Source organism: Sphingomonas sp. M6A6_1c, assembly GCF_053345135.1.
On sequence record NZ_JBKEZO010000006.1, the window covers coordinates 182,880 to 207,667 of the forward strand.

Below are 24,788 nucleotides of genomic sequence, written 5' to 3' on the forward strand. Positions count from 1 at the left end.
GGGACTTAGTCCGTCCGCCGTGATTCGAACAGGGCGGCGCGAGGAACCGGTCGTGGATAACTCCGTTTCGGCAGGGCAACGGAGGATACGTCGATGTCGGACAGGAATGCTTTCACCAATCCGCTCACGCCGGACTCGGCCGGCGCCGGCTGGGGCTGGATCCTCGCTTATGGCGTGTTGTCGATCGTGCTCGGCGTGCTCGCCTTCCTCAATCCGTTCGCGGCGACCTATGCCGCGACGTTGGTGATCGGCGCGTTCTTCATCGCCGCCGGACTGGTGTCGATCGCCGCCGGTTTCGCCGGCAGGGGGCATGAGGGGCGCGGCTATGCGATCGGTTTCGGCATCCTGTCGCTGGTGATCGGCCTGCTGATGGCCTTCGCGCCCGCCACGGCGGCGATCTCGCTGACGCTGCTGGTGGCGATCTGGCTCGGCATTCGCGGTGCGCTGGAGATCGGGCTGGGCGCGCGGTTCAAGCGCGGGCGGGGGCTGATGATCGTCCTCGGCGTGGTCAACATCCTGCTGGCGATCTACGTGCTGGCGACGCTGCCCTGGTCGGCGCTGACGCTGCCGGGGTTCATCCTCGGGATCAGCTTCCTGCTCGGTGGCGTCGCGTCGGTGGCGTCGGCGCTCAACCACAAGACCGGCGCGAAAGCCTTCGCCGCGCCGGAGGTGTGAGCGGTCCTCTCGCGCAAGACCAGTACCCCGGCGGAGGCCGGGGTACTGGACATTGTAAGCGTTACAGCAATGCTTCGATATCCCCAGCGATCTCTTCGGGCTTGGTCGTCGGTGCGTAGCGGCGGACGAGCTTCCCCTCGCGGTTCACCAGAAACTTGGTGAAATTCCACTTGATCGCCTTCGACCCCAGCAGCCCCGGCGCCTCGGCCTTCAGCCGCACGAACAGGGGATCGGCCCCTGCCCCGTTGACGTCGACCTTGGCGAACACCGGAAAGGTCACGTCATAGCTCAGCGAGCAGAAACTGGCGATCTCGGCGGCGTCGCCCGGCTCCTGCGCACCGAATTGATTGCAGGGGAAGCCGAGCACTTCGAAACCGCGGTCGGCGAAGCGCCGATGCAGCGCCTCCAGCCCCTCATATTGCGGCGTGAAGCCGCATTTCGATGCGGTGTTGACGATCAACAGCACCTGCCCCGCCCAACGATTGAGCGATGCGGCGGCGCCGTCGGCACCGGTAACGGTGAAGTCGGTGATCGCAGTCATGCGTGCCTCGCCAGCAGGAAGTGGAGGTTCTGCTTCACACCCGGCCATTCGCGGTCGAGGATCGAATAGACGACGGTATCGCGCAACCGGCCGTCGGCCATCCGCTGATGCCCGCGTAGCACGCCGTCCTTCGTCGCGCCGAGCCGTTCGATCGCCGTCTGGCTGCGCTTGTTGAGCGAATCGGTGCGGATCTGCACGCACTGGCAAACCAAAGCTTCGAACGCATGCGTGAGCAGCAGCAGCTTGGCCTCGGTGTTGACGCCGGTGCGCTGCACCGCCTTGGCGTAGAAGGTGCCGCCGAGCTCGAGCCGGCGATGCCCCGGCGCCATCCGCATATAGCGCGTGGTGCCGATCACCTGCCCCGCCGGATCGCATACCGCGAACAGGAGCGCGCGGCCGTAATCGGCTTGCGCGAACGACGTCTCGATCCAGCGATCCGCGTTCTTGAGCTGCGCGACATTGGCGTAGAACGTGTCCCACAGATCGTCCGCCGCGGCGACGGCGACCAGCGCATCCCGGTCGGCGCGCACCAGCGGCCGCAGCGTGACGTGACGCCCGATCAGCGTCGGCGTCTCGCGCCAGAGCGTCACGTCAGCACGCCCTCGTGCAGGCGGACGACGCGGTCCATCCGCTGCGCCAGCCGCTCGTTATGCGTCGCGATCAGCGCCGCCGACCCCTCGCCGCGGACCAGCCGCAGCAGTTCGGCGAGCACCACGTCGGCGGTATGTTCGTCGAGATTGCCGGTCGGCTCGTCGGCGAGCACCAGCGCCGGCCGGTTGGCGAGCGCACGCGCGACGGCGACGCGCTGCTGCTCGCCGCCGGAGAGCTGGCTCGGCCGGTGGGTCAGGCGATGGCCGAGGCCGAGCGCGGTGAGCAACGCCACCGCACGATCGTCGGCCGGCTTGCGCTCGGCGCCGTGGACGAGCTGCGGCAGCACGACATTCTCGGTCGCGTTGAAGTCGGGCAGCAGATGGTGGAACTGGTAGACGAAGCCCAGGCGGTCGCGGCGCATGATCGTGCGGCCATGCGCGTCGAGCTTCGCCGCCTCCTCGCCGCCGATCATGATCGAGCCCTGGAAGCCGCCTTCGAGCAGGCCGACCGCCTGCAGCAGCGTCGACTTGCCCGACCCCGACGGGCCGACGAGCGCGACGATCTCGCCCGGCGCGACCGACAGATCGACGCCGCGCAGGACGTGGATCGTCTCCTCGCCCTGGCGGAAGCTGCGGGTCAGGCCGGTGGTGCGGAGGACGTCATTCATAGCGCAGCACCTGTACCGGATCGGTGCTTGCCGCCTTCCACGCCGGATAGAGCGTGGCGAGGAAGCTGAACACCAGCGCCATCAGCGCGATGATGACGATCTCGACCGGATCGGGCTTTGACGGCAATTCGGTGAGATAGCGGATCGACGGGTCCCACAGGTTCTGCCCGGTGACGAGCTGGACGAGGTTCACCACCGCCTGCCGGTAGAACAGGAAGACGAAGCCGAGCGCCAGTCCGGCGAGCGTGCCGAGCGCGCCGATCGTGGTGCCGACGACCATGAAGATGCGCATCAATCCGACCCGCGTCGCTCCCATCGTCCGCAATATCGCGATGTCGCGGGTCTTGGCGCGGACCAGCATGATCAGCGACGACAGGATGTTGAACACCGCGACGAGGATGATGATCGACAGCACGGTGAACATCGCGACCCGCTCGACCTCCAGCGCCTGGAACAGCTGCGCGTTCATGCTGCGCCAGTCGGCGATCACCGCACCGCCGCGCAGCTTGTCGGCGAGCGGGGCGAGGATCGGCGCGACCTTGTCGGGATCGACCGTCTGCAACTCGATCTGGCTGACGTTGTCGCCGAGCAGCAGCAGCGTCTGCGCATCCTCGATCGGCATGATGACGTAGGCTTTGTCGTAATCGTACAGCCCGATCTCGAAAATGGCGCCGACCGTATAGTTGACGATGCGCGGCACGGTGCCGAACGGCGTCGCCTGCCCCTGCGGATTGAACAGCGAGATTTCGCTGCCCACCTGCGCGCCGAGCGCCTCGGCCAACCGCGAACCGATCGCGATGCGGCCGTTGCCCGGTGCGATGCCGGCGAGCGTCCCCATGACGAGCTTGTCGCCGATCACCGGCTTGACGTCGGCCATGCGGACGCCGCGGACCAGCACGCCTTCGGCGCGGCCGTTATAGGTCGCGGCGAGCGGCTGTTCGACCATCGGCGTCGCGGAGGTGACGCCGGGCGTCCGGCGCGCCTCGGCGACGATCTCGCGCCAGTCGGGCAGGCGGCCGCCGACGCCCTGGATGACGGCATGGCCATTTAGCCCGACGATCTTGTCGAACAGTTCGGCGCGGAAGCCGTTCATCACGCTCATCACGATGACGAGCGCGGCGACGCCGAGCATCACCGCGACGAGGCTGATCGAGGCGACTAGGAAGATGAACGCCTCGCCCTTGCCCGGGAGCAGGTAGCGCCGGGCGATCATCCGTTCGTAGCGTGAGAGGAGCATGGCCGGACCTCTAGGTGACGTGCGAGTCACAAGCAACAAATGTTGCGGATTCGACACAGGTTTCGGGCAATCGATTCCGGCCCTCCACATAGCCGGTGACAAAGCCGGCAGTGCTGCCTAGCAAAGACTTACTGAGACACAGGCAACGGCCGTGGTTCGGGGAAGAGTGGAACGGCAGCGCAGCGAAACAACGCGCGATCGTCGGGAAACGACCTAAGGGGGCTGACGGGTTTTCTCGTCACGCAGGCGCCCGGATCGGCAACGGTCCGGGCGTTTGCTTGTCCGCCGCAGATTTAGACCAGAGTAGCCGGGCAGAGGGAGGGAGCTTCCAGGTCGCGCCCCCTGTCCGGCGATCCTGTTTATTGCCGAACAATCCTGAACCGGGTCATAACGCGGACCGAAATATCTGCGATTCCGGACCGAATCCGGTTTGGGCGGCGCGCTTGGCTTCTTCGTCATCCCGACGAAAGTCGGGACCCATGGTCGCGATGACGGCAACGGTATGCGCCACCATTCATCGTCGTAATGTAAGTCCTCCCCCGCCAGGGGGAGGAATTGTCATCGTGCACGAGTTGAATGTCGATCGGCCTAGAACCGCTTCGACACGGTGGCTCCATACGTCCGCGGATCGCCCGGCTGGCCGACAACCAGACCGGTGTTGCCCGACTGGGTCGACAGCAATTCGAAGTAATTCTGGTCGAACGCGTTGCGAACCCAGCCGAAGACGTTGAAATCGTCCTTGCGATAACCGGCGCGAACGTTGGAGATCGAATAACCCTCGATCCACGTATAGGCAGACGGCGACGGGTTGGACGAGAAACGCGACCGGTAATTGCCGTCATAGCCGACATAGACCTCGCCGCCCGAGCCATCGACGGGGAGGTTATATTCGCCGCCGTAGGAGAAGGACCATTTCGAGATGCCCGGCAGGCGCTGGCCGGAGATGTCGCATTGCGCCGGGCTGTACGAGGGTTGAGTCGAACTTCCGGCCTGACCGGCGGGGCTTGCCGGATTGGTCAGGCTCGCGGCGCTGCCGCCGGACAGTTCTGGCGGGCATGGCGCGTTCTTGAAGTCGACATATGTGGCGTCGGTAAAGGCGCCGCTGACGTACAGGTTGAGCCGCTTGCTCGGGCGGAAGCTGGTATCGAATTCGACGCCGCGTGACCGCACCTCGCCGGCGTTGGCGAGATAGCCGCGGATCACGTTGATCGCATTGTTGTTCACCGTCGCCTGATAATCGAAGACGTCGGTCCAGAAGCCGGCGAGGTTGAGCGTCAGCCGGCGATCGAGGAACTGCGTCTTGAGGCCGATCTCGTAATTGTTGACCTTCTCGGGCTTCACCGTCTGCGTGGAGAGGTCGACGCCGGTGCTATCCTGATTCAGCGGTAAGCCGGACAGATTGATCCCGCCCGATTTGAAGCTGCGCGCATAGGTCGCGTAGCCATGGATTTCGGGCGTGAAATCATAAGAGATGGTGATGTCACCCGAGGTGTTCCACGCGCTGAACTTCGGGCTGTAGCGCTGTGGCGCAAGCGTGTTGATCTGGTTCTGGAAGGTTGTGCGCGCCGCGCCCGCTGGCTGACTGAGCCGCAACGTCGCGACGTTATCCGCCGTGGCGGTGAAATTATACTGGCTGTTGGCGATACTCACGACCGATTCGTAGAAGCCCGACTTGCGGTCGTAATTGACGCGCAGGCCGGGCTGGATGTGCAGCGCATCGGTCAGCGCCCAGTTGAGCTTGCCGAACACCGCGAAGCTGGTGTTGTCGAACGTGATCGTGTTGGTCGAGGTCAGGCCGTTGAGCACGTTGGGATTGTTGGCGTCGATGCCCGACAGCAGGAAGCGGCTCGCCGCCGGTCCCTGCACCTGCGAGCCCTGGGTATCGATCGTCTGGTGGAACAGGAAGGCGCCGACGGTATAATCGAGCCGGTTGGTGCCGTTCGAGGCGAGGCGCAGTTCCTGTGACACCTGTTTCTGCTGCGATGGATTCTGCGACACGGTGGTGATCGGTAGGCCGGTGAAGTCGCGATCGTTCTGCGGCTGCCAGTCCCAATAGCGCCAGGCGCTGACCGAGGTCAGCGTCGCCGGGCCGAGGTCCCAATCGGCGACGAGCGAGGCACCGCCCACCTCCTGGCGCGAGTTGATCGCGGCATCCAGATCGGTGCGGCGGTCGAACGGATCGCGGCTGGGCGGTGCGTAATTGAGCGCCGCGGCCAGCGCGTCATATTGGCGTGCGATCGGCCGCTGCGTCGTGCCGACCCGCGCATAATATTGCACGCAGCATTCCGGGTTCTGGACGTTGAAGTCGCCCGACAAGGTGAAATGCAGCGAGTCGGTGGCGTTCCACAGCAATTGCCCGCGCAGCCCCAGGTTGCGCTGGCGGTGCAGGTCCTGCTGCGAGGTGACGTCGTAGATCGTGCCCTTGCGCGTCGTCGCCGAACTCGACAGCCGCAGCGCGACCGTGTCCGACAACGGGCCGGATATCGATGCCTTGGCTTGGACGAAGTCATAATTGCCGACGCTGATCTCGGCGCGCCCTTCGGGCGTGAAGCTCGGCGGGCGGGTGGTGACGTTGAGCGCGCCGGCGGTGGTGTTCTTGCCATAGAGCGTACCCTGCGGCCCGCGGAGCACCTCGACCCGGTCGACGTCGACGAAGTCGAACGTCGAGGCGCCGATGCGGCCGATATAGACGCCGTCGACATAGAAGCCGACGCCCTGTTCGATCCCGTCGTTGGTCAGGCCGAACGGCGCGCCCAAGCCGCGAATGTTGATCGCCGAATTGCGCGGGTTGCTCGAGAAGAATTGCAGCGAGGGCTGCTGCTGTTGGAGCCGGTTGACGTTGAACGCGCCGGTCCGGTCGATCTCGGCGCCGCCGACCACCGACATGGCGATCGGCACCCGCTGCACCGATTCGGCCCGGCGGCGCGCGGTGACGAGGATGTCGCCGCTGCCCGCCGCCGCAGCGGCCGGCCGGGCATCTTCGCTCGCCCCGGCGGGCGCCGTCGCCGGTGCGGCATCGTCCTGCGCCGCGCCGGGTGCGGCGGCGGCAGCGGCGGTCTGGCCGGCGAGAAGAAGGGCGAGCGTGAGCGACATGCGGTTTCCCTGATGTGATTTTGACTGCAAACTCCACTGGTTCGGGGGATGTTCAAAGATGGAGATGCTTCGCGGCGGCAAAGCGGGGCTTCGGCGCAGACGCGAAAAATTACCGAACGGGGTGGCGAACCCCCTCTTGAACCGGGATTGGCGCGAACCGAAATCCCCGCTGCACGGCGCCGATTGTTGGGCCGTGTACCGGCATCGCACGTCCGTGGATGCCGTCGTTCAACTCGCTTCTCGCGGAGGATTTGACATGCGACTCGACCTGACCCCCTATCGCCGCTCGACCATCGGTTTCGACCGTCTGTTCGACATGCTGGAAACCAACGCGCGCGCCGCCACCGCGGAGAATTACCCGCCCTTCAACCTCGAACGCCTCGCCGAGGATCGCTATCGCATCACGCTCGCGGTCGCCGGCTTCTCGCGCGACGAGATCGAGATCACCGCGCAGCAGAACCTGCTGCTGGTCTCCGGCAAGAAGGACGACAAGGCGGGCAACGCCAATTTCCTGCACGTCGGCATCGCCAATCGCAGCTTCGAACGCCGCTTCGAACTCGCCGATTTCGTCTTCGTCGAGGATGCCCGTCTCAGCGACGGCCTGCTCGTCATCGACCTGGTCCGCGAAGTGCCCGAGGCGATGAAGCCCAAGACGATCGCGATCAAGACCGGCGCACCGCTTGCCGCGGTCGAGAACACGCCGGACGTGGCCGAAGCCGCCTAACCGGTCGGGGGCGTCCGGGCCGATCGGTCCGGGCGCCTTGCTAGATCAGGCCGATGTACCCTTCGCAGCACGACGATCGGTGCTGGCGACATGATCGCGCAGCACGCGGTTGATCTCCGTTTGATAACCCGCTCCGACCGCGTGATCCTTGAACCAGGCGACGATATCGGCGTCGAGCCGCAAGGTTACCGGCTGCTTGACCGGCCGGTAAAGGCCGGGGCGGACTGCATCGCGCCACGCCGCCGCGGGCGCCTCCGGAATGTCCGCGGTGTCGATCGTCTCGTCCGCCAGCGCCGCGAGTTGCTCGGCTTCGCGCTGCAAGGCAGGATCAAGTCGCGTCTTCTTCATATCGCCTCCTCTCATGGCGCGTCGCACGGCGCGCGCCGATGATCCGCACCCGGTCTGCGTCCTCCCCTTCGGGATACATATGGACGACGACCAGCAAGACGACATGACCCACCATGCCGATCGCATGATACCGTCGCTCGCCGTCGGCCACGCGATCGGGCACGATGACATGCAGCGGGTCGTCCCAGACCGCCTGCGCCAGCGCGAACGACACGCCATGCTTCGCGACATTCGCCGCCGCCTTGGCCGGGTCGAACTCGAAGACCGTAACGCCGTACCAGAATGTACGTACACTACGGCAATCGTCAAGGTCAGACCAGCCGGCTCTTGGTCAGCGCCGCCTGGATGAAGCTGGCGAACAGCGGGTGGGGATCGAACGGCTTGCTCTTCAGCTCCGGGTGGAACTGGACGCCGACGAACCATGGGTGATCGGGCCGCTCGACGATTTCGGGCAGCGTGCCGTCGGGCGACATGCCGCTGAACACCAGCCCACCCTTTTCCAGCGCGTCCTTATAGCCGGTGTTGACCTCGTAGCGGTGGCGATGACGCTCGTGGATCACCGTGTCGCCATAGATCGACGCGACGACGCTGTTGCCGTCGAGCGCCGCCTCGTAGGCGCCGAGCCGCATCGTGCCGCCCATGTCGCCCTGCTCCTCGCGCTTCTCCAGCCCGTCGCGACCCATCCATTCGGTGATCAGGCCGACCACCGGCTCGTCGGTCGGACCGAATTCGGTCGACGAGGCACCGGCGATGCCGGCGAGGTCGCGCGCGCCCTCGACGCAGGCCATCTGCATGCCGAAGCAGATGCCGAAATAAGGGATCTCGCGCTCGCGGGCGAATTTGACCGACTTGATCTTGCCCTCCGCGCCACGCTCGCCGAACGCGCCGGGGACGAGGATTGCGTCGCACGGTTCGAGCTGGCTGACGATCTCGCTGTCGTCATTCTCGAAGATCTCGGCATCGATCCAGCGGACGTTGACCTTGACCCGGTTGGCGATGCCGCCGTGCACCAGCGCCTCGTTGAGCGACTTGTAGGCGTCCTGCAGGCCGACATACTTGCCGACGACGCCGACGGTCACCTCGCCCTCGGGGTTGGTGAGCCGGTCCATGATGTCGGTCCAGCGGCTGAGGTCGGGCGCCGAGGACGGCGTGATGCCGAAGGCGCGCAGCACCTCCGAATCGAGGCCCTCGCCGTGATATTGCAGCGGCACCGCATAGATGCTCTTGGCGTCCAGCGCCGGGATGACCGCGCTTTCCGGCACGTTGCAGAACAGCGCGATCTTGGCGCGCTCCGACGGCGGCAGCGGATGTTCGCAGCGGCAGACCAGCACATCGGGCTGCACGCCCAATGCGGCAAGCTCGCGCACGGAATGCTGCGTCGGCTTGGTCTTCAGCTCGCCGGCGGCGGCGATATAGGGGACGAGCGTGACGTGGATGCTGATCGCATTGCCGCGGCCGACCTCGTTCTTGAGCTGGCGAATCGCCTCGATGAACGGCAGCGACTCGATGTCGCCGACGGTGCCGCCAATCTCGCAGAGCACGAAATCGAGATCGTCCGTCTCGGCGCGGGCGAACGCCTTGATCGCGTCGGTGACATGCGGGATCACCTGCACCGTCGCGCCGAGATAGTCGCCGCGCCGCTCGCGCTCGATGATCGTCTTGTAGATGCGCCCCGAGGTGACGTTGTCCGACTGACGCGAGGCGACGCCGGTGAACCGCTCGTAATGGCCGAGGTCGAGATCGGTCTCCGCACCGTCATCGGTGACGTAGACCTCGCCGTGCTGATACGGGCTCATCGTGCCGGGATCGACGTTGAGATAGGGATCGAACTTGCGAATCCTGACGCGGTAGCCGCGCGCCTGGAGCAAAGCTGCGAGAGAGGCCGCCATGAGGCCTTTGCCGAGCGACGAGACCACGCCGCCGGTGATGAAGATGTACCGCGCCATGGGAGAAATCGCCTAGCGTGTTATGGGGTCGAACGACAAGAGCGCGCGGGTCGGCCCCGCGCGCGATTCACGATGAACGGATCAGCGGCTTAGCGCTGGAGCGGCACCGCGGCATTGTCCGCGGGGGCGTTGGGCACCGCATCCTGGGCAGGCGCCGGTGCCGGTGCCGCCGCCGGGGGCGTGCGGGCGAGCGAGGTGTCGATCGTCTGCGTCTGGCGGTGCGCCGCGATGAAGGCGAGCGCGATCGACATACCGACGAACACCGTCGCGAGGATCGAGGTCATCCGGGTGAGGAAGTCCGCCGCGCCGCGTGCCGACATCAGCCCCGACGGGCTGCCACCCATGCCGAGACCGCCACCCTCCGACCGCTGCATCAGGATCACCGTCACGAGCGCCGCGGCGATGATGGCATGAACGACGAGGAGGAAGGTGAACATCTATGGTCCCGGAAACTCGGATGAAGGCGCGCACATAGGCGAGGGTCGCGAAACGATCAACCGTGCCGGTGCGGCGGCCGCGATGGCATGCGGGAGGATCGCCCGCCGTGTCGCATTTCCAGGCCCCGTCGCCGACCCTGCCGTCCTTCCGCAGACATACCGGGACGACTTATTCACCCTGCCCGTCCGTTTACCGGAAACCTGCACCGTGCGGGGGCGTTATGACCGCGAAACAAAGCCCCGAAAATGGCGCAGAAACGGATATTTGATCGTGGGAACTGCCGCGCAATCACTCGCGACGTGGATGACGGCCCTGGTGGATTACGTGCGGTCGGGCGAACCCGATCTCACCAACCGGCAGATGGCGCTGCTCCTCCTCGTCTACCTCAATCCCGGCCCGCATACCGTCCGCGGTTTGGCCCGGGCGCTCAACGTATCGAAGCCCGTCGTCACGCGCGCCTTGAACAGGCTGGGTGCGCTCGGCTATCTGCGCCGGCAACGCGACGACAGCGACAAGCGCAACATCTTCGTCGCGCGTACTTCCGAAGGGGCAGAGTTTCTTGAAGAGTTCGGGCAATTCCTTGGCGAAGGCGACGCCAGGTCGCTCCAGCCAGCCCTCGCGTAGGGCGTTCGCGCTCACCGGCCCGTCGGTCACGCTCGATCCCCGGACGCATGCGGTGCGCGGCGATCTGGCCGACGTCCGCCTCGCCGAACAGGTGTTCGCGCCGCATTATGCCGCGCCGATGGCGGCGGTGGCGCTGCGCGACGCCGGTGTCTTCGCCGATCGCAACATGAGCGAGCCGATCGCATCGCTCTCAGCGGGTGACGTGTTCGAGGTGCTCGAACTCGCCGGTCGCCATGCCTGGGGCCGCGCGATTGGTCTGGACCTGGTCGGCTATGTCGACCGCGCCATCCTCGACAAGGCGAGCGCAGCATGAGCGTCACCGTGTTCATCGACGGTGCCGTCGGCACCACCGGTATCGATATCCGCGAGCGGCTGAGCGGCCGCACCGACATCGCCGTCGTCACGCTCGACGAATCACGCCGCAAGGACGCCGACGCACGCGCCGAGGCGCTCAACGATGCCGATATCGCGATCCTCTGCCTCCCCGACGAGGCGGCGCGCGAGGCGGCGGCGCTGGTCCGCGGCGGCACGACGCGGCTGATCGACGCTTCGTCGGCGCATCGCGTCGCCGAGGGCTGGACCTATGGCTTCCCCGAGCTGGCCGAGGGGCAGGCAGAGCGGATCGCCGCGGCGCGCTTCGTGTCCAATCCCGGCTGCTATCCCACCGCCTTCCTTGCATTGGTCGCGCCGCTGGTGCGGGCGGGGCTGATCCCCGCCGACTGGCCGCTGACCTATAATGCGGTGTCGGGCTATTCGGGTGGCGGCAAGGCGATGATCACGGAATTCGAGGGCGGCGGCGTCGATACGGCGCTGCGTGCCTATGCGCTGACGCTGGCGCACAAGCATCTGCCCGAAATGCGCGCGCATGCCGGCCTCGCCCACCCGCCGGTGTTCGCGCCGGCGGTGGCGCGGCTCAACCGCGGCATGCTCGGCGAGGTGCCGCTCGCGCTGGCACAAATCCCCGGCCGGCCGAGCCTCACCGCAGTCGAGGAGACGCTCGCCGCGGCTTATGTCGACAGCGCGCTGATCTCGGTCGCGAGCGGCGACGTCGCCGCGGTGACGATCGAGGAGAATAGCGGCACCGATCGCATGACCTTGCGCGTCTGCGGCAATGCCGACAGCGGGCAGGTGCGGCTGATCGCCACGCTCGACAATCTCGGCAAGGGCGCCGGTGGCGCCGCCGTGCAGAATCTCAACATCATGGCCGGGCTCGATCCCCTGGCCGGCCTGATCGTTTAACAGAAGGACCGTCATGCAGCGCAATCCCGTCGGCAAGCTGCTCCTGTTCGGAGCGACCGGTGACCTCGCCCAGCGCATGCTGTGGCCGTCGCTGTACGGATTGCACGCCGACGGGCTGCTGCCCGAGGCGTTGACGATCGTCGGCTCGGCGCGCGGCGACCAGAATGACGACGCCTTCCGCGCCTTCGTGCAGAAGGCGCTCGGCCAGTTCCTCGCCGCCGACCGCAAGGACGACGACAAGATCGCCAGCTTCCTCGAACGCCTGTTCTTCCAGCCCGCCGATCTCTCCGATCCGGCGAGCTTCGCCGGCCTCGCCGAAAAGATCGGCGACGTGTCGGGCGGGCTCGCCATCTATCTGTCCACCGCGCCGTCGCTGTTCGAACCGGCGGTCAAGGGCCTCGAAAGCGTCGGCCTCGCCGGCGAGACGGTGCGGATCGGGCTGGAGAAGCCGCTCGGCTACGACCTCGCGTCGAGCCGCGAGATCAACGACACCGTCGCCTCCGCCTTTCCCGAGGAGCGGACCTTCCGCATTGACCATTATCTCGGCAAGGAGACGGTCCAGAACATCCTCGCATTGCGCTTCGGCAATTCGTTCTTCGAACCGGTGTGGAACGCGCAAGGGATCGACAACGTCCAGATCACCATCGCCGAGACGGTCGGGCTGGAAGATCGCGCCGGCTATTACGAGGGCGCGGGCGCGCTGCGTGACATGGTCGCCAACCATATGCTGCAGCTCGTCGCGCTGATCGCGATGGAGCCCCCTGCCCTCTACGACGGTGCCGCGATCCGCGACGAAAAGGCCAAGGTGTTCCGCTCGTTGCGCAAGATCGCGCCCGAGGACGTGCCGGTCTGCACCGTCACCGGCCAGTATGAGGAGGGCGCGGTCGGCGGCAAGGTCGTCAAGGGCTATGACGACGAACTGGGCTATGACAGCAACGTCGAGACCTTCGTCGCGATCAAGGCGCACATCGACAATTGGCGCTGGCAGGGCGTGCCCTTCTACCTGCGCACCGGCAAGCGGATGGCCAAGCGGCGCAGCGAGATCGCGATCCAGTTCAAGCCGGTGCCGCATTCGATGTTCTCGGGCCGCGGCGGCATCCTCCAACCCAATACGCTGGTGATCCGGTTGCAGCCGGAGGAATATGTCCAGCTTTTGGTGATGGCGAAGGAGCCGGGGCTCGACCGTGAGGGCATCCGCCTGCGCGAGGTGCCGCTCAATCTCAGCATGGATGCCGAATTCGCCGGGTCGCGCCGCCGCATCGCCTATGAACGGCTGCTGCTCGACCTGATCGAGGGCGACCAGACGCTGTTCGTCCGGCGCGACGAGGTCGAGGCGCAATGGACGTGGATCGACGCGATCCGCGCCGGCTGGGACGCCAACCAGACCAAGCCCAAACATTATGCCGCCGGCACCTGGGGCCCCGCCGGCGCGATCGCGCTGACCGAGCGCGACGGCGTCACGTGGCAGGACGATTGAGGGGTTAGGCTGACCCCCGCCCCGTCACCCCGGGCTTGACCCGGGGTTGCGGGACATAGGGGTGCGTCCCGACCGGCTGGCCAGCACCTTCCGCCGCTCATACGTATGCGCGGCCTCTTACCTTGTGCGTTCACCCGGTCTATCGGGCGTCGACGCCGACCGAACGAAAGCAAAGACATGACCGAGATCGAATGGTGGGATTACGACGACGCGGCCGAAATGGCCCAGGCGGTCGCCGGCGACATCCAGTTCATCATCGAAGCGGCGATCGACGCGCGCGGCGCGGCGGTGATCGCGCTGTCGGGCGGCAAGACGCCGATCCCGATCTACGACACATTGTCCAAGGCCAAGCTCGACTGGAAGCGGGTGACGATCGTCCCCACCGACGAACGGATCGTCCCGCTCGGCGACGCTTTGTCGAACGTGACGATGATCGCCAAGACCTTCCTGCCCAAGGGCGCGCGGGTGATGCCGATCGTGCCGCAGGCGACCGCCGACTATAAGTCCGCCGGCCGCTCCGCGGATGCGCTGATGCAGGATCTGCACTGGCCGCTCGATCTCTGCCTGCTCGGCGTCGGCGGCGACGGTCATACCGCGTCGATCTTCCCCGGCCCCGATTTCGACGAGGCGCTGTCCGGCCCCAAGGAACGGCGCGCGCTCGGCGTGATGCCCGATCCGCTGCCGCCCGAGGCACCGGTGCCGCGCGTGACGCTGTCGCGCGAGGGCATCGTGACGGCGCGCGCGTTGCTGATCGCGGTCACCGGCCAGGCCAAGCGCGACGTCATCGAACAGGCGATCAAACAGGGGCCGTCGTCGCCCTATCCGATCGGCCGCGTGCTCGCCGACGCCGAACTGCCCGTCGACATCCACTGGGCGCCCTGACCGCTGCCCCCCTCCCCAGGACCCGCGTCATGAACCCCGAAGTCTCCGCCGTCACCGACCGCATCATCGAACGTTCGCGGGAGAGCCGCGCCGCCTATCTCGCGCTGATCGAGCGCGAGCGCGAAACCGGCGCACGCCGGCCGCAGCTCGGCTGCGCCAACCTCGCCCATGCCTATGCCGGCACCGAGGAGGATCGCGACACGATGCGCGCCGACACCGGCATGAACATCGGCGTGGTCACCGCCTATAACGACATGCTCTCCGCGCATGCGGTCTATTACCGCTATCCCGAGCTGATGAAGGTCTGGGCGCGCGAAGTGGGCGCCACCGCGCAGGTCGCGGGCGGCGTGCCGGCGATGTGCGACGGCGTGACGCAGGGCTATGCCGGCATGGAGCTGTCGCTGTTCAGCCGCGACACGATCGCGCTCGCGACCGCGGTGGCCTTGAGCCACGGCACGTTCGAGGGCGCGGCGCTGCTCGGCATCTGCGACAAGATCGTGCCGGGGCTGCTGATGGGCGCGTTGCGCTTCGGTCATCTGCCGATGGTCCTGATCCCCGGCGGACCGATGCCCTCCGGCCTCCCCAACAAGGCCAAGGCGGCGGTGCGCGAGGCATATGCGGAGGGGAAGGCGGGGCGCGAGGAATTGCTCGACGCCGAGATCCAGGCCTATCATTCCAAGGGCACCTGCACCTTCTACGGCACCGCCAACACCAATCAGATGATGATGGAGGTGATGGGCCTGCACATGCCCGGCGCCGCCTTCGTCAATCCCGGCACCAAGCTGCGCCAGGAACTCACCCGCGCTGCGGTGCATCGCCTCGCCGGCATCGGCTGGCGCGGCAACGATTATCGCCCGCTCGGCCATTGCGTCGACGAGCGCGCGATCGTCAATGCCGCGGTCGGCCTGCTCGCCACCGGCGGCTCGACCAACCACCTGCTCCACGTGCCGGCGATCGCCCGCGCGGCGGGGATCGTCATCGACTGGGAGGATTTCGACCGGTTGAGCCGCGCGGTGCCGCTGATCGCGCGCGTCTATCCCAATGGCGCCGCCGACGTGAACGCGTTCGAGGCGGCGGGCGGCATGCCCTTCGTCATCCGCGAACTGCTCGCCGCCGGGCTGCTCCACGGCGACATCACCACGGTGAGCGGCGACAGCCTCGCGGCCTATGCCGAGAAGCCGGCGATCGTCGACGATCGGCTCACGTGGCAGCCGGTCGGCGACAGCGGCGATACCAGCATCCTGCGCCCGGTCGGCGAGGCCTTCTCGCCCGACGGCGGGATGCGCATCCTCGCCGGCAACATCGGCCGCGCCTGTATCAAGGTGTCCGCGGTCGATCGCGAGCGCTGGGTGGTCGAGGCGCCGGCGCGCGTCTTCCACGACCAGCTCGACGTCCTCGAGGCGTTCAAGCGCGGCGAGCTGGAGCAGGACATGGTCGTCGTCGTCCGCTTCCAGGGGCCGCGCGCCAACGGCATGCCCGAGCTGCACAAGCTGACCCCGCCACTGGGCGTGCTCCAGAACCGCGGCTTCAAGGTCGCGCTGGTCACCGACGGCCGCATGTCGGGCGCGAGCGGCAAGGTGCCCTGCGCGATCCATTGCTCGCCCGAAGCGCTTGGCCATGGCGCGATCGGCAAGATCCGCGACGGCGACATCATCCGCGTCGATGCGGTCAACGGCACGCTCGACGCCCTCGTCGATCCCGGCGAATGGCTGGCGCGGCCCTTGTGCGACGCGCCCGGCGCGGCGATCGGCACCGGCCGCGAGCTGTTCGCGATGTTCCGCGGCCTCGCCGACGAGGCCGAAAAGGGCGCATCGGGCATGCTCGCCGCGGCGGGTCTATAGAAACACCAACCACCCTCACCCTTCCCACCGCTTGCGGCGGCGGGCCCCTTCCCTCTCCCGCCGGGAGAGGGAGAGACGGCGAAGCCGGCGATGGGTGAGGGTGAGAGCGGAACGTCAGGAGAGAACAGAAATGCAGCTCGTCAGCGTCGATATCGGCGGCACCCATGCCCGCTTCGCCATCGCAGAGGTGGAGGACGGCCATGTCGTCGCGCTCGGCGAGCCGGTGACGCTCAAGACCGCGGAACACGCCAGCCTCCAGACCGCCTGGCAGGCGTTCGCCGCGCGTCACGGTTCGCCCCTGCCGAAGGCGGCGGCGATCTCGGTCGCCTCGCCGATCACCGGCGACATCATCCGCCTGACCAACAATCCCTGGGTGATCCGCCCGTCGCTGATCCCCGAGCGGCTCGGTGCGGACATCTATACCGTCATCAACGATTTCGGCGCGGTCGGCCATGCCGTCGCGCAGCTGCCGCATGCGGATTTCGAGCATCTCTGCGGCCCCGACACCCCGCTGCCCATCGAGGGCGTGACGACGGTCTGCGGCCCCGGCACAGGGCTCGGCGTCGCGCAGGTGTTCAAGACCAAGGGCCGCTATCACGTGCTGCCCACCGAAGGCGGGCACGTCGATTACGCGCCGCTCGACGGCATCGAGGACGCGTTCGTCAAGCGCCTGCGCCGTACCTATACCCGCGTCTCGGCGGAGCGGATCTGCTCCGGCCCCGGCATCGTCGCGCTCTACGAGACGCTCGCCGAACTGGAAGGCCGCGCCGTCCCGAGCCGCGACGACAAGACGATCTGGACCGAGGCGCTCGACGGCACCGATTCGATCGCGCTCGCCGCGCTCGACCGCTTCTGCCTCGCGCTCGGCGCGGTCGCGGGCGATCTCGCGCTGGCGCATGGCGCCAAGGCGGTGGTGATCGCCGGCGGGCTCGGCCTGCGCATCAAGGACAAATTGATCCGTTCCGGCTTCGACCAGCGCTTCGTCGCCAAGGGCCGGTTCCAGAACATGATGGCGGGCATCCCCGTCAAGCTCATCACCCATCCGCAGCCGGGCCTGTTCGGCGCCGCCGCGGCCTTCGCCCAAGAACACATATAAGAGGCTCCTGCGTCATGACCGACATCGCCACCATCATGCAGACCAGCGCCGTCATCCCGGTGCTGGTGATCGACGACGCCGCCACCGCGCGGCCGCTGGCCGAGGCGCTCGTCGCCGGCGGCCTCAAGGTGCTCGAGGTGACGTTGCGCACCGGCGCGGCGATGGAGGCGATCGCCGAGATGAAGAAGGTCCCGGGCGCGATCGTCGGCGCCGGCACCGTCGTCAACGAGGCACAGGCGCGGCAGGTGATCGACGCCGGGGTCGAGTTCATCGTCTCGCCGGGGCTCACCGAGCGGCTGGCCAAGCCGATCCTCGATGCCGGCGTGGCCTATCTGCCGGGCACCGCGACCGCGGGCGACATCATGCGCGGGCTCGACCTCGGCCTCACCCATTTCAAGTTCTTCCCCGCCGAGACGTCGGGCGGGCTGAAGGCGCTGAAGGCGCTGGCCGCGCCCTTCTATCAATGCCGCTTCTGCCCGACCGGCGGCATCACCGAGGCAAGCGCCCCCGACTGGCTGGCGTTCAAGCCGGTGCTGTGCGTCGGCGGCAGCTGGGTGACCGGCGACTCGATGGCCGACATCGAGGCCAAGGCCCGCGCGGCGAGCGATCTGCGCCGCTGACGACAGGGCGGAGGCGGCGGATCAGTCCCCCGCCTCCGTCAGCAGCCAATCCCGGAACGACCGCATCGCCGGCGACGGCTTGCGCGAGAGCAGATGCGTCAGCCAGTAGCGGCCGGCATCGATCTCGATCGCAAACGGCTGGACGAGCTGCTCCGCGGCGAGTTCGCGCAGGAACATCGCGCGCGGCGCCAGCGCGACGCCCAACCCCGCCATCGCCGCGCTCGCCATGACCGCCGAACTGTCAAACAACGGCCCGCGCAGTGCCGGCGGGGAAAGCCCCGCCTCGGCGAACCACCCTTCCCACTCGCTGGTCCGGTACGAGCGCAGCAGAGGTTCGCGCAGCAGATCGGCCGGGCCACGCAACCGCGCGGCGATGCGTGGCGCGCAGAGCGGCGTCAGCGGTGCGGCAAGCAGCGGTTCGGCATGCGTGCCGTGCCATGCGCCGTCCCCGAAGCGGATCGCGCCGTCTATCCCCTCGCCTGCCAGATCGACGCGGTTGTTGTTGATCGAGAGCCGGACGTCGACGTGCGGATGGCGCGCGGCGAAGCGTTCGAGCCGCGGCAGCAACCAGCCCGTGGCGAACGTGCCGACCACGCCGATCGCCAGCGGATGTTGCAGGCGTCCGCCGGCGAACCGGTCGAGCGTCGCGCCGATCCGGTCGAACGTCTCGGCGAGCACCGGCACCAGCGCCTGCCCCTCGTCGGTCAGCGCCAGTCCGCGCGGCAGGCGGCGGAACAGCGGGGTGCCCAGCCGCTTCTCCAGCGCCGCGACCTGATGACTCACCGCCCCCTGGCTGACGAACAACTCACTCGCGGCGCGGGTGAAATTGAGATGCCGCGCCGATGCCTCGAAGGCGCGCAGGGCATTGAGCGGGAGCTGGGCACGATCCATCCCGCCATGAATAATCCTCATGGCCGAGGCGAGGGAAGATGGTTTGTGCGGCATCGCCACCGGGGGCATTCGGGGAGCGAAGGAGAGCCGTCCATGATCGCCAGCCTCGTTGCCGCCATGCTCGCCGCGCAGACCACGCCCGTGGCTACAATGCAGCACAACGATCCCCTCACCCGGCCGATCGTCGGAGATCACGTCGCCGAATGGCTGGCGCCGCGGCCGCCGGTACGGGTGTTCGGCGACAGCTATCTGGTGGGCTTCGGCGGGCTCAACGTCGCGCTGATCGACACGGGCAAGGGGCTGATCCTCATCGACGGCGCATTGCCGCAGGCCGCGCCGGCGATCCTCGCCAATGTCAGGCGGCTAGGCTTCCGGCCACGCGACATTCGCTACATCCTCAGCACCGAACCGCATTTCGATCATGCCGGCGGCATCGCCGCGCTCGCCCGCGCCACCGGCGCGACGGTGATCGCCAGCGCCCGCGCCGCCGAAGGGCTGCGATCCGGACGCCTCGCCGCGGACGATCCACAGCGCGGCTATGACAGCCGCTTTCCCGCCGTCGCCGCGGTTCGGGTGATCGGGGACGGCGAGCGGCTGACGCTGGGGCGCACCACGGTGACCGCGCATGCGACGCCCGGTCATACGATGGGCAGCACGAGCTGGAGCTGGCGGTCCTGCGCCCGCCAGGGGTGCAGGACGATCGTCTTCGCCGCCAGCCTCAATCCCGTCTCGAGCGACGGCTATCGCTATACGGCCGCGACGAGCCGCCCGATCGTCGCAGGTTTCCGTAAAAGCTATTCGGTCATGCAGACGCTGCCATGTGATCTGCTGATCACCGCGCACGCCGATCAGGACGGCGCCACCGATCGCTTCCGTACGACACCCGGCGCCTGCCGCGCCTATGCCGCCTCGTCACGCCGCAAGCTCGACGGGCGCTTGCGCGAGGACGGGGCCGCGCGCTGACGCGCGCTACATCTCCCCGCGCTGTCGCCGGATCGCATACCATTTCTGCACATTGGCGTTGTGCTGCGCGAGCGTGTCCGCGAACACGTGCCCGCCCGTCCCGTCGGCGACGAAATACAGCGCCTTCGACGCCGCCGGATCGAGCACCGCATCGATCGAGGCCTGACCGGGATTGGCGATCGGCCCGGCGGGAAGCCCCGCCTCGGCATAGGTGTTGTAGCCGTTCTTCGCGTGCAGTTCCGATCGCAGGATGCGCCGCCCCAGCGGCCGCCCCTTGGTGATCGGATAGATCACCGTCGGATCGGCCTGCAACGGCATCCCCTGCCGCAACCGGTTGCCATAGACCGCCGCGACGGTACGCCGCTCGGCGGGCTTGCCGGTTTCCTTCTCGACGATCGAGGCGAGGATGATCGCCTGTTCGGGTGTGGTCACCGCGATCCCCGGCTTGCGCCTGGCCCAGGCGGCGGCGAGATAGTCGCGCATCGCCTTCTGCATCCGCGCCACCACGCTCGCGCGGGTATCGCCGCGCTGGAAGGCGTAGCTGTCGGGCAGCACCGACCCCTCCGCCGGCACCGGTACGTCGCCGGTCAGGCCGTCGGCCTTCATCAGCGCCTCGTGGACGAGCACGGAAGGATAGCCCTCGGGTACCACCACCAGCCGCTGCAACACCTTGCCGCCTTGCAGCATCTTGAGGATGTCGGCCGGGCTGGTGTGCGCGGGGATGCGATATTCGCCCGCCTTGATCGGCTCGCCCGATCCGAACACGCGGGCGAGCAAGCGGAAGCGGCCCGCCGAACGGATCGCCCCCGCCTTCTCCAGTTCGCGCGCGGCGGACGCGAGGCTGCTGCCCTCCGCCACCTGCACGGTGAGCGTCCGCGGCGCCGGGCCGCTGCCGCCCCAGCCCTGCACCACCAGAAACGCCGCGACGATCGCGACAAGGCCGATCAGCAGACCGAGGCAACCGACCCTGCGCATGGCGTCAGATCGCCTTCATCACCAGCGAGGCATTGGTGCCGCCGAAACCGAACGAATTGTTCAGCACCGCGCGCACCTCGCGCTTGCGCGCGACGTGCGGCACGAGGTCGACGCCCTCCGCACCCTCGGAGGGATTGTCGAGGTTGAGCGTCGGCGGCACGATCTGGTCGCGCATCGCGAGGATGCAGAAGATGCTCTCCACCGCGCCGGCGCCGCCGAGCAGATGGCCGATCGCCGACTTGGTCGAACTCATCGACAGGCCGCCGATCGCATCGCCGAACAGCCGCTTGACCGCGCCGAGCTCGATCATGTCGGCCATCGTCGAGGTGCCGTGCGCGTTGATATAATCGATGTCGGTCAGCGCGAGGCCCGAACGCTTCATCGCCATCTCCATCGAGCGGAACGCGCCCGATCCCTCGGGCTCCGGCGCGGTGACGTGATAGGCGTCGCCCGACAGGCCGTAACCGACCACCTCGCAATAGATTTTCGCGCCACGCGCCTTGGCGTGCTCATATTCCTCGAGCACGACGACGCCCGCGCCCTCGCCCATCACGAAGCCGTCGCGGTCACGGTCGTAGGGGCGGCTGGCCTGTTCGGGCCGGTCGTTGAAGCTGGTGTTGAGCGCACGCGCCGCGGCGAAGCCGGCGATGCCGATCGGGCAGATCGTGCTCTCGGACCCGCCCGCGAGCATCACGTCGGCATCGTCGAGCGCGATCATCCGCGCCGCGTCGCCGATCGAATGCGCACCGGTCGAACAGGCGGTGACCACCGCATGGTTCGGCCCCATCAGCCCGTATTTGATCGAAACCTGACCCGAGATCAGGTTGATCAGCCGGCCGTGGACGAAATGCGGGCTGACCCGCTTCGGTCCCTTTTCGGCGAGGACGAGCGATTCGCTCTCGATCCCCGGCAGGCCGCCGATCCCCGAACCGATCGAACAGCCGGCGCGGAACCGCTCCGCCTCGCTCATCTCGGTGAGGCCCGCGTCCTCGAGCGCCTGGCCGGCGGCATCGATGCCATAGACGATGAACGGATCGACCTGGCGCTGGACCTTGTGGTCGACGCGCTTGTCGGGATCGAAGCCATAAGGGTGATCCGCCGGCTTGACCTCGCAGGCGATCAGACATTTCTGGTCCGACGCGTCGAAACGCGTGATCGGGCCGGCGCCCGACTTGCCCGCGATCAGGTTCGCCCAGGCGGTCTCGACGTCCGCGCCAAGCGGGGTCACCAGACCCAAACCGGTTACGACAACGCGCCGCATACCCTTACTCCATCCAGTCCAAACAGGTCGCCGTCCGACGGAAACGGGCGGCTATTACGAAAAACGGCCCCCCGCCCTCACAATCGGGGACGGGGAGCCGTTCAGATCCGGCCCTCAGCGGGCGCGGGCAAGCCGAAGGCTCAGCCCTTGTGCTCGTCGATATAGGTGATCGCGTCCTTGACGGTCGTGATCTTCTCGGCGGCATCGTCGGGGATCTCGACCCCGAACTCTTCCTCGAACGCCATGACGAGCTCGACGATGTCGAGGCTGTCGGCACCCAGGTCGTCGATGAAGCTCGCGTCCTCGGTCACCTTGTCGGCTTCGACGCCGAGATGCTCGACGACGATCTTCTTCACGCGGTCGGCGGTCTCGCTCATGGTATATTCCCTCTTCGCTTTGGGGGTGTTTCGTTCTTCCCGAACGCCCGTAGAACGCAGGCGTGCGGGTGGCAAGCGTCTGTTAAGGTCGATCGTTGTGATCAGCCCCAACCTGCCTAGATCATGGCCATACCGCCGTTGACGTGCAAGGTCTGGCCGGTGACATATCCCGCCTCGCGGCTGGCAAGGTATACGACGGCAGCGCCGATATCCTCGCCGGTGCCGAGGTCGCCGGCCGGAATCCGCCCCAGCAGCGCGGTCTTCTGCGCTTCGGGCAATACGTCGGTCATCGCCGAGCGGATGAAGCCCGGCGCGACGCAATTGACGGTGATGTTGCGGCTGGCCAGCTCCTGCGCCAACGCCTTCGACATGCCGACGAGGCCGGCTTTCGATGCGGCGTAATTCGCCTGCCCGGGATTGCCGGTCTGCCCGACCACCGAGGTGATCGACACGACGCGGCCGAACCGCTGCTTCATCATCGGCTTCGCGGCGGCGCGGACGAGGCGGAACGCGGCTTCCAGATTGACGCGGATCACCTGGTCCCATTCGTCGTCCTTCATCCGCATGGTCAGATTGTCGCGCGTCACGCCGGCATTGTTGACGAGGATATCAAGCCGCCCGCCGAGCGCCTGCACCGCCTGCGGCACCAGCGCGTCGACCGCGGCGGCATCCGACAGATCGCAGGGAACCGCGACATGCGCCCCGCCGAGCCCGGCACGAAACGCCTCGAGCTTGTCGGCGTTCGACCCCGACACTGCGAGCGTCGCCCCCTGCCCCGCGAGCGCCTTGGCGATGGCGGACCCGATGCCCCCCGAAGCGCCGGTAACCAGCGCGGTCATGCCTGTAAGATCGAACATGTTAGTCTCCGAAATTTTTGTTCACGCGAAGGCGCGAAGGCGCAAAGGGGGTGTGGCCGTTAACGACGCGACGGATGCCCTCCCTCAACGTCTCGCCACCGAAATTCAGGAGCAAACCCAGCGGCTGCTTGGTAAGCCGAAGGTATGTCAGCAATTGTTTAGCATGAGCGGCATTCAGCCGCTCGACCGATTTTATCTCGACCAACAAGCGGTCATTGATGATGAGATCGATACGAAATGCCGCGTCGAAATGCAGCCCTTCGAAATCGATAGCGATTGGTCGCTGTCGTCCCACGGCATAACCGAGTGCCGCCATCTTAGCCGCAAGCACGGTTTCGTAGACGCTTTCGAGCAGGCCCGGACCCAATTGCCGGTGAAGTCGCAAGGATACATCAATGACATCGGCTGCGGCCGCCTCAAGATCCATCTCTCCGCGCCTCCGCGCCTCCGCGTGAACATCACACCTTCTTTAGCAAATCCTCGATGTCGTCCATCGTGACGACGCTGATCGCGTCGACGTCTGGGGCGATGCGCTTGACCATCGGGGCGAGGACCTTGCCGCCGAATTCGACGAACTGCGTCACCCCCGCCTCGGCCATCGCCAGCACCGATTCGCGCCAGCGCACCATGCCCGTCACCTGGCGGACCAGCGCCGCGCGGATCGCGTCGGGGTCGGCGATCGGTGCCGCGTCGACGTTGGCGTAGACCGGCACCAGAGGCGCAGCGATCCGCGCCTCCGCGAGCGCCGCCGCCATCGCGTCGGCGGCGGGCTGCATCAGCGGGCAGTGGAAAGGCGCGGAGACCGGCAGCAGCACCGCACGCTTGGCGCCGTGTTCCTTCGCCAGCGCCACCGCGCGCTCGATCGCGGCGCGGTGGCCGGAGATCACCACCTGCGATGGATCGTTGTCGTTGGCGACGGTGCAGACGAGGTCGCCGCCACCCTCCGCCGCGATCGCGTCCAGCGCGGCGCGGGCGATCACCTGCGCCTTGGCGAGATCGGCGCCGAGCAGCGCCGCCATCGCCCCCTCGCCGACCGGCACCGCCGCCTGCATCGCCTCGCCGCGCAGGCGCAGCAGCCGTGCCGTGGTGGAAAGGTCGAACGCCCCCGCCGCGCACAGCGCGCCATATTCGCCCAGGCTATGGCCCGCGACATAATCGGCCTTGTCGGCAAGACGGATGCCGCCCTCGCGCTCGGCGACGCGCAGCGTGGCGATGGCATTGGCCATGATCGCCGGCTGCGCATTGGCGGTGAGCTGCAGATCCTCGCCCGGCCCCTCGGCCATCAGCCGGAACAGATGCTGGCCGAGCGCCTCGTCGACCTCGCCGAACACCTCGCGTGCCACCGGGCTCGCCTCGGCCAGCGCCTTGCCCATACCGACCGCCTGGCTGCCCTGGCCGGGGAAGATGAATGCCCGCATCGCGCGT

The 24,788-nt window shown here is 67.4% G+C and carries 26 protein-coding genes and 1 pseudogene; 11 read left to right on the top strand and 16 right to left on the bottom strand.

Going from position 1 to position 24,788, the window contains the following annotated elements; all coding sequences use genetic code 11:
* Positions 1-93 precede the first annotated feature (93 nt).
* Positions 94-675: an HdeD family acid-resistance protein gene (locus ACLBWH_RS14215; RefSeq protein ID WP_447799558.1), complete on the top strand. Its 582-nt coding sequence runs from the start codon at positions 94-96 to the stop codon at positions 673-675.
* Between the two features lie 61 nt (positions 676-736).
* Here ACLBWH_RS14215 and ACLBWH_RS14220 read toward each other — a convergent pair whose 3' ends face one another.
* The 5 genes from ACLBWH_RS14220 to ACLBWH_RS14240 form a co-directional block, all read right to left on the bottom strand.
* Positions 737-1,216: a glutathione peroxidase gene (locus tag ACLBWH_RS14220; RefSeq protein ID WP_447799559.1), complete on the bottom strand. Its 480-nt coding sequence runs from the start codon at positions 1,214-1,216 to the stop codon at positions 737-739.
* Positions 1,213-1,806, bottom strand: a complete 594-nt coding sequence (locus ACLBWH_RS14225; RefSeq protein WP_447799560.1) for a GNAT family N-acetyltransferase — start codon at positions 1,804-1,806, stop codon at positions 1,213-1,215. The genes ACLBWH_RS14220 and ACLBWH_RS14225 overlap by 4 nt, the downstream gene beginning before the upstream one ends.
* A complete protein-coding gene (locus tag ACLBWH_RS14230; RefSeq protein ID WP_322849536.1) occupies positions 1,803-2,474 on the bottom strand; it encodes an ABC transporter ATP-binding protein in 672 nt (223 codons plus the stop codon). The genes ACLBWH_RS14225 and ACLBWH_RS14230 overlap by 4 nt, the downstream gene beginning before the upstream one ends.
* Complete coding sequence (locus ACLBWH_RS14235; RefSeq protein ID WP_447799561.1) at positions 2,467-3,711, bottom strand: lipoprotein-releasing ABC transporter permease subunit; 1,245 nt, start codon at positions 3,709-3,711, stop codon at positions 2,467-2,469. The genes ACLBWH_RS14230 and ACLBWH_RS14235 overlap by 8 nt, the downstream gene beginning before the upstream one ends.
* Before the next feature lie 588 nt (positions 3,712-4,299).
* The gene (locus tag ACLBWH_RS14240) at positions 4,300-6,804 is read right to left on the bottom strand and encodes a TonB-dependent receptor (protein ID WP_447799562.1); all 2,505 of its coding nucleotides are present in this window, start codon (positions 6,802-6,804) and stop codon (positions 4,300-4,302) included.
* A 256-nt stretch (positions 6,805-7,060) separates the two neighbouring features.
* Between ACLBWH_RS14240 and ACLBWH_RS14245 the strand changes: the two genes are divergently transcribed.
* Positions 7,061-7,528 carry an Hsp20 family protein gene (locus ACLBWH_RS14245; RefSeq protein ID WP_322849539.1) on the top strand — a complete coding sequence of 156 codons (468 nt, stop codon included), beginning with the start codon at positions 7,061-7,063 and terminating at the stop codon, positions 7,526-7,528.
* 45 nt (positions 7,529-7,573) lie between these two features.
* On the opposite strand, the gene ACLBWH_RS14250 is transcribed toward ACLBWH_RS14245, so the two are convergent.
* The 4 genes and pseudogenes from ACLBWH_RS14250 to secG all read right to left on the bottom strand — a co-directional run bounded on the left by ACLBWH_RS14250 (position 7,574) and on the right by secG (position 10,259).
* Positions 7,574-7,876 carry a BrnA antitoxin family protein gene (locus tag ACLBWH_RS14250; protein WP_447799563.1) on the bottom strand — a complete coding sequence of 101 codons (303 nt, stop codon included), beginning with the start codon at positions 7,874-7,876 and terminating at the stop codon, positions 7,574-7,576.
* Positions 7,857-8,120 (bottom strand): annotated as a pseudogene (locus ACLBWH_RS14255) (BrnT family toxin); the annotation flags it as partial. The pseudogene ACLBWH_RS14255 and the gene ACLBWH_RS14250, both read right to left, overlap by 20 nt.
* A 67-nt stretch (positions 8,121-8,187) precedes the next feature.
* Entirely contained in the window at positions 8,188-9,822 is a 1,635-nt protein-coding gene (locus tag ACLBWH_RS14260; RefSeq protein ID WP_447799564.1) for a CTP synthase, read from the bottom strand.
* Positions 9,823-9,911: 89 nt separating this feature from the next.
* A complete protein-coding gene (gene secG / locus ACLBWH_RS14265) occupies positions 9,912-10,259 on the bottom strand; it encodes a preprotein translocase subunit SecG (protein WP_322849543.1) in 348 nt (115 codons plus the stop codon).
* Positions 10,260-10,563: 304 nt separating this feature from the next.
* Between secG and ACLBWH_RS14270 the strand changes: the two genes are divergently transcribed.
* The 8 genes from ACLBWH_RS14270 (at position 10,564) to eda (ending at position 18,039) form a co-directional block, all read left to right on the top strand.
* Complete coding sequence (locus ACLBWH_RS14270) at positions 10,564-10,884, top strand: MarR family transcriptional regulator (RefSeq protein ID WP_163958881.1); 321 nt, start codon at positions 10,564-10,566, stop codon at positions 10,882-10,884.
* Between the two features lie 52 nt (positions 10,885-10,936).
* A complete protein-coding gene (locus ACLBWH_RS14275; protein WP_447799565.1) occupies positions 10,937-11,197 on the top strand; it encodes an SH3 domain-containing protein in 261 nt (86 codons plus the stop codon).
* Positions 11,194-12,123 (top strand): N-acetyl-gamma-glutamyl-phosphate reductase, encoded by a 930-nt coding sequence (gene argC, locus ACLBWH_RS14280; protein ID WP_447799566.1) that lies wholly within the window; start codon positions 11,194-11,196, stop codon positions 12,121-12,123. The genes ACLBWH_RS14275 and argC overlap by 4 nt, the downstream gene beginning before the upstream one ends.
* A gap of 13 nt (positions 12,124-12,136) precedes the next feature.
* Positions 12,137-13,600, top strand: a complete 1,464-nt coding sequence (zwf, locus tag ACLBWH_RS14285; RefSeq protein ID WP_322849546.1) for a glucose-6-phosphate dehydrogenase — start codon at positions 12,137-12,139, stop codon at positions 13,598-13,600.
* A 177-nt stretch (positions 13,601-13,777) separates the two neighbouring features.
* On the top strand, positions 13,778-14,482 hold the full coding sequence (pgl, locus tag ACLBWH_RS14290; RefSeq protein ID WP_322849547.1) for a 6-phosphogluconolactonase: 705 nt from the start codon (positions 13,778-13,780) through the stop codon (positions 14,480-14,482).
* A gap of 29 nt (positions 14,483-14,511) precedes the next feature.
* Positions 14,512-16,323 carry a phosphogluconate dehydratase gene (gene edd / locus ACLBWH_RS14295; protein ID WP_447799567.1) on the top strand — a complete coding sequence of 604 codons (1,812 nt, stop codon included), beginning with the start codon at positions 14,512-14,514 and terminating at the stop codon, positions 16,321-16,323.
* Between the two features lie 130 nt (positions 16,324-16,453).
* A complete protein-coding gene (gene glk / locus ACLBWH_RS14300; protein WP_447799568.1) occupies positions 16,454-17,419 on the top strand; it encodes a glucokinase in 966 nt (321 codons plus the stop codon).
* Positions 17,420-17,433: 14 nt separating this feature from the next.
* Complete coding sequence (gene eda / locus ACLBWH_RS14305; RefSeq protein ID WP_447799569.1) at positions 17,434-18,039, top strand: bifunctional 4-hydroxy-2-oxoglutarate aldolase/2-dehydro-3-deoxy-phosphogluconate aldolase; 606 nt, start codon at positions 17,434-17,436, stop codon at positions 18,037-18,039.
* 21 nt (positions 18,040-18,060) lie between these two features.
* On the opposite strand, the gene ACLBWH_RS14310 is transcribed toward eda, so the two are convergent.
* Complete coding sequence (locus ACLBWH_RS14310; protein ID WP_447799570.1) at positions 18,061-18,930, bottom strand: LysR substrate-binding domain-containing protein; 870 nt, start codon at positions 18,928-18,930, stop codon at positions 18,061-18,063.
* A gap of 93 nt (positions 18,931-19,023) precedes the next feature.
* Here ACLBWH_RS14310 and bla point away from each other — a divergent pair, with 93 nt between their 5' ends.
* On the top strand, positions 19,024-19,893 hold the full coding sequence (gene bla, locus ACLBWH_RS14315) for a subclass B3 metallo-beta-lactamase (RefSeq protein WP_447799571.1): 870 nt from the start codon (positions 19,024-19,026) through the stop codon (positions 19,891-19,893).
* A 6-nt stretch (positions 19,894-19,899) separates the two neighbouring features.
* Here bla and mltG read toward each other — a convergent pair whose 3' ends face one another.
* From mltG to fabD, 6 genes are all read right to left on the bottom strand, one after another.
* Entirely contained in the window at positions 19,900-20,868 is a 969-nt protein-coding gene (mltG, locus tag ACLBWH_RS14320; protein WP_447799572.1) for an endolytic transglycosylase MltG, read from the bottom strand.
* 4 nt (positions 20,869-20,872) lie between these two features.
* The gene (fabF, locus tag ACLBWH_RS14325) at positions 20,873-22,129 is read right to left on the bottom strand and encodes a beta-ketoacyl-ACP synthase II (protein WP_322849554.1); all 1,257 of its coding nucleotides are present in this window, start codon (positions 22,127-22,129) and stop codon (positions 20,873-20,875) included.
* Positions 22,130-22,269: 140 nt separating this feature from the next.
* A complete protein-coding gene (locus tag ACLBWH_RS14330; RefSeq protein WP_019515010.1) occupies positions 22,270-22,506 on the bottom strand; it encodes an acyl carrier protein in 237 nt (78 codons plus the stop codon).
* A gap of 116 nt (positions 22,507-22,622) precedes the next feature.
* Positions 22,623-23,363: a 3-oxoacyl-[acyl-carrier-protein] reductase gene (gene fabG, locus ACLBWH_RS14335; RefSeq protein ID WP_322849555.1), complete on the bottom strand. Its 741-nt coding sequence runs from the start codon at positions 23,361-23,363 to the stop codon at positions 22,623-22,625.
* 1 nt (position 23,364) lies between these two features.
* Complete coding sequence (locus tag ACLBWH_RS14340; protein ID WP_322849556.1) at positions 23,365-23,790, bottom strand: GxxExxY protein; 426 nt, start codon at positions 23,788-23,790, stop codon at positions 23,365-23,367.
* A 31-nt stretch (positions 23,791-23,821) separates the two neighbouring features.
* On the bottom strand, positions 23,822-24,781 hold the full coding sequence (fabD, locus tag ACLBWH_RS14345; RefSeq protein ID WP_447799573.1) for an ACP S-malonyltransferase: 960 nt from the start codon (positions 24,779-24,781) through the stop codon (positions 23,822-23,824).
* Positions 24,782-24,788: the final 7 nt, after the last annotated feature.

Coding starts and splice junctions, on each gene's coding strand:
- ACLBWH_RS14215 (WP_447799558.1), top strand. CDS start 94: ATGTCGGACAGGAATGCTTTCACCAATCCGCTCACGCCGGACTCGGCC.
- ACLBWH_RS14220 (WP_447799559.1), bottom strand. CDS start 1,216: ATGACTGCGATCACCGACTTCACCGTTACCGGTGCCGACGGCGCCGCC.
- ACLBWH_RS14230 (WP_322849536.1), bottom strand. CDS start 2,474: ATGAATGACGTCCTCCGCACCACCGGCCTGACCCGCAGCTTCCGCCAG.
- ACLBWH_RS14235 (WP_447799561.1), bottom strand. CDS start 3,711: ATGCTCCTCTCACGCTACGAACGGATGATCGCCCGGCGCTACCTGCTC.
- ACLBWH_RS14240 (WP_447799562.1), bottom strand. CDS start 6,804: ATGTCGCTCACGCTCGCCCTTCTTCTCGCCGGCCAGACCGCCGCTGCC.
- ACLBWH_RS14245 (WP_322849539.1), top strand. CDS start 7,061: ATGCGACTCGACCTGACCCCCTATCGCCGCTCGACCATCGGTTTCGAC.
- ACLBWH_RS14250 (WP_447799563.1), bottom strand. CDS start 7,876: ATGAAGAAGACGCGACTTGATCCTGCCTTGCAGCGCGAAGCCGAGCAA.
- ACLBWH_RS14260 (WP_447799564.1), bottom strand. CDS start 9,822: ATGGCGCGGTACATCTTCATCACCGGCGGCGTGGTCTCGTCGCTCGGC.
- secG (WP_322849543.1), bottom strand. CDS start 10,259: ATGTTCACCTTCCTCCTCGTCGTTCATGCCATCATCGCCGCGGCGCTC.
- ACLBWH_RS14270 (WP_163958881.1), top strand. CDS start 10,564: ATGACGGCCCTGGTGGATTACGTGCGGTCGGGCGAACCCGATCTCACC.
- argC (WP_447799566.1), top strand. CDS start 11,194: ATGAGCGTCACCGTGTTCATCGACGGTGCCGTCGGCACCACCGGTATC.
- zwf (WP_322849546.1), top strand. CDS start 12,137: ATGCAGCGCAATCCCGTCGGCAAGCTGCTCCTGTTCGGAGCGACCGGT.
- pgl (WP_322849547.1), top strand. CDS start 13,778: ATGACCGAGATCGAATGGTGGGATTACGACGACGCGGCCGAAATGGCC.
- edd (WP_447799567.1), top strand. CDS start 14,512: ATGAACCCCGAAGTCTCCGCCGTCACCGACCGCATCATCGAACGTTCG.
- glk (WP_447799568.1), top strand. CDS start 16,454: ATGCAGCTCGTCAGCGTCGATATCGGCGGCACCCATGCCCGCTTCGCC.
- eda (WP_447799569.1), top strand. CDS start 17,434: ATGACCGACATCGCCACCATCATGCAGACCAGCGCCGTCATCCCGGTG.
- ACLBWH_RS14310 (WP_447799570.1), bottom strand. CDS start 18,930: ATGGATCGTGCCCAGCTCCCGCTCAATGCCCTGCGCGCCTTCGAGGCA.
- bla (WP_447799571.1), top strand. CDS start 19,024: ATGATCGCCAGCCTCGTTGCCGCCATGCTCGCCGCGCAGACCACGCCC.
- mltG (WP_447799572.1), bottom strand. CDS start 20,868: ATGCGCAGGGTCGGTTGCCTCGGTCTGCTGATCGGCCTTGTCGCGATC.
- fabF (WP_322849554.1), bottom strand. CDS start 22,129: ATGCGGCGCGTTGTCGTAACCGGTTTGGGTCTGGTGACCCCGCTTGGC.
- ACLBWH_RS14330 (WP_019515010.1), bottom strand. CDS start 22,506: ATGAGCGAGACCGCCGACCGCGTGAAGAAGATCGTCGTCGAGCATCTC.
- fabG (WP_322849555.1), bottom strand. CDS start 23,363: ATGTTCGATCTTACAGGCATGACCGCGCTGGTTACCGGCGCTTCGGGG.
- ACLBWH_RS14340 (WP_322849556.1), bottom strand. CDS start 23,790: ATGGATCTTGAGGCGGCCGCAGCCGATGTCATTGATGTATCCTTGCGA.
- fabD (WP_447799573.1), bottom strand. CDS start 24,781: ATGCGGGCATTCATCTTCCCCGGCCAGGGCAGCCAGGCGGTCGGTATG.